Raw genomic sequence first — 460 nt, 5'->3', positions numbered from 1 at the left:
CGTTCTTGTTTTTTATTATAAATTCTAATAAATCTATCACTGTCACGAACACCAAAATATTTTGTTTCTGGCTTGCCGTTACGACCATAAAAAATAGTTTTCTTAACTGATTTATCACTCATCGCATAATAATCACTTAAATCATCTTCAAAATCAAAAGCTAAGTCTAATCTTGTAAAACCGTCATCTTCCATGTAGTCGATAATGTTTTGTTTTAGCCAAAGCATTTCTTCATGCGTAAGTTTATTCGGATTAAATTCAACACGCATATTACGTCTATCCCATGTATCTGCTTTTACTTTGTCATATTCAATATAAACTTTTTCTTGTAGAGCCTTAGCTTTAAATTTGGTTTGTAATATATCCCAAAGTCTAATTTGTGGCTCAATACTCATAAATTCAGAAAGTTTATGAGCATTGTTCTTATTAAGATTTCCAACAATTGTCATAGCATCAAAGC

General features: G+C 30.2%; 1 pseudogene. It reads right to left on the bottom strand.

Annotated elements, in window-relative coordinates:
• Positions 1 to 460, bottom strand: a pseudogene (locus tag KEM60_RS15315) (replication initiation factor domain-containing protein); the annotation flags it as partial.

Source organism: Austwickia sp. TVS 96-490-7B (assembly GCF_019331795.1).
Taxonomy (GTDB): Bacteria; Actinomycetota; Actinomycetes; order Actinomycetales; family Dermatophilaceae; genus Austwickia.
Note: the sequence above shows the minus strand (reverse complement) of the source record. Positions and strands in the feature narration are given on the sequence as shown.